This is a genomic window from Actinoplanes sp. NPDC048791 (genome assembly GCF_040650095.1).
GTDB lineage: Bacteria > Actinomycetota > Actinomycetes > Mycobacteriales > Micromonosporaceae > Actinoplanes.
Genome location: NZ_JBEZGQ010001344.1, coordinates 1 through 1,923, shown reverse-complemented (window position 1 = coordinate 1,923; position 1,923 = coordinate 1). Strand labels below are relative to the sequence as shown.

The window sequence follows — 1,923 nt, the reverse complement described above, 5'->3', positions numbered from 1 at the left end:
CGCGGCCGGTCAGTGCCTTGCGCAGGGCGCGGACCGCGCCGGAGTCCTGCGGGCCGGGGTTGGCCGGGATCTCCACCGGGGCGAACTGGGCCCCGGCCGCGGAGAAGCCGAACAGCTCGTCGGCCGCGGTCGGTCCGCACACGAGCACCCGGCAGCCGGCCGCGATCAGGCCGCGGGTCAGCGAGGCCACGTGCTGTCCGACGCCGCCGGTGCTGGAGCCCAGCACCAGCGCGACCGAGCCGTGCCACGTCGTCGCCCGCGCTGCGTCGGTCACGTTGCGCCTTTCTCGTCCGGTGTCGGCTTCCGGCGGATCCGCCCGGTCACGGTGGCGACCAGGGGCCGCAGGTCGTGGCGGTCCAGCGGGTAGGTCACCGCGAGGAAGACGACGACCACCACGACACCGCCCAGCATGCCCGAGAGCAGGCTCGCCCCGCCTGCCGGGGTGGCCCCGGACACGTGCCGCAGGCCCTCGACCGCACCCCGCCCGGCCAGTCCGGCCACGACCGCCGCCACGATACCGACGACGGTCGCGCGGGGCAGTCCCGTCAGCGCTCCGGGGCCGGCGCGGCGGCGTACGGCAGCCACCAGCAACGCCCCCAGCGCGAGCATGCCGACGCTGTTGGCCAGGGCCAGCGCGAGCACCCGGTCGTTGCCGGGCAGCGCAGCGGTCAGGATCAGCGCGGCCAGCGCGGCGACCGCCCAGCCCGCCGCGGTGGCCGCAGCCGCGGACGCCGTCGCGCCGCGGGCGTAGAGCGCGCGGGAGAGCAGCGCGAACAGGGCGTAGCCCAGCAGACCGGGCGCGAATCCCACGATGCCGGGCGCTGCCTGTGGGGTGCCGAGCAGCGCGGCGACCGGCTGGGCGACGGCGACCAGGGCCGCGCCGCCGAGGCAGGCCAGCAGCGCGACCGTACGGGCTGTCCCGGCCAGCGCGGCACGGTAGCCGTCCTCGTCGCCACGCTCGGCTGTCGCGGACAACGTCGGGTATGCGGCGGTGGCCAGCGGCACGGCCAGCACCGCCCAGGGCAGCAGATACAGCGCCTGGGCCAGGTTGAACCGGGTCAGGTCGCCGTCGCCGGCCGCCAGGGCGAGCACGACCACGACCATGAGCTGCTGGGAGCCGACGGTGACGGCGCCGGCCCAGCCGAGGCGGACCACCTGGCGTCCCGCGTCGCCCGGGAACCGCAGGGCCGGTCGCATCCGCAGGCGCAGGCCGCGCAGCGGGATCAGCAGGCACAGGCTGAGCACGACGACGCCCAGCGTGGTCCCGAGGGACAGAGCCAGCTCACCGCCGGTGGTAAGGCGACCGAGTCCGCTGCCGCGGCCGTCGACCAGCGCGTACGTGAGGTACGCCCCCATCACGGTGACGCTGGACAGCAAAGGGGCGATCACGGGCCAGGCGAAGCGGTGGTGGGCCTGCAGGACGCCGGTGAGCACGATGCCCACCCCGTACAGCGGGAGTTGCGGAGCGAAGATCCGCAGCATCCGCGTGCCCACCTCGTGGGCGTCGGGTGGCATGTGCGGCAGCAGGCCGACGATGTGCCCGGCGAACAGCGCGACCAGCAGCGCCAGCGGCACGAGCAGCAGCAACGTCCAGGTCAGCAGGGCCGACGCGACCGCGTTGACCCGCTCCCGGTCGCCCGCCGCCACCGCCCCGGCCAGCAGCGGCACCACCAGGCTGGCCAGCGCCCCGCCCGCGACCAGCTCGAAGACGATGTTCGGCACGGTGTTGGCCGCGTTGTAGAGGTCGCCGAGCGAGTTGTCGCGGACCGTGCTGATGAACACCACCGTGCGGCCGAAACCGGCGATGCGGGCGAGCACGGTGAGCCCGGCGATGAGCGCGGCCGCCCCGGCGATGCGCCCGGCCCCGGAACGCGGCGCAGGTGCGGTTTCGGTCATTCCGCCGGCCGGCGGCCCAGCGCGTCG

The 1,923-nt window shown here is 75.7% G+C and carries 2 protein-coding genes; both read right to left on the bottom strand.

Features of this window, described 5'->3' with window-relative positions; translation table 11 throughout:
- On the bottom strand, positions 1-274 hold a 274-nt coding region (locus AB0C29_RS46130), incomplete at its 3' end, for a glycosyltransferase (protein WP_360834392.1).
- Positions 271-1,896: a lipid II flippase MurJ gene (locus AB0C29_RS46125; RefSeq protein WP_360834394.1), complete on the bottom strand. Its 1,626-nt coding sequence runs from the start codon at positions 1,894-1,896 to the stop codon at positions 271-273. The genes AB0C29_RS46125 and AB0C29_RS46130, both read right to left, overlap by 4 nt.
- Positions 1,897-1,923: the final 27 nt, after the last annotated feature.

Excerpts from the sequence above, each read along its gene's own strand:
- AB0C29_RS46125 (WP_360834394.1), bottom strand. The coding sequence starts at position 1,896 with ATGACCGAAACCGCACCTGCGCCGCGTTCCGGGGCCGGGCGCATCGCC.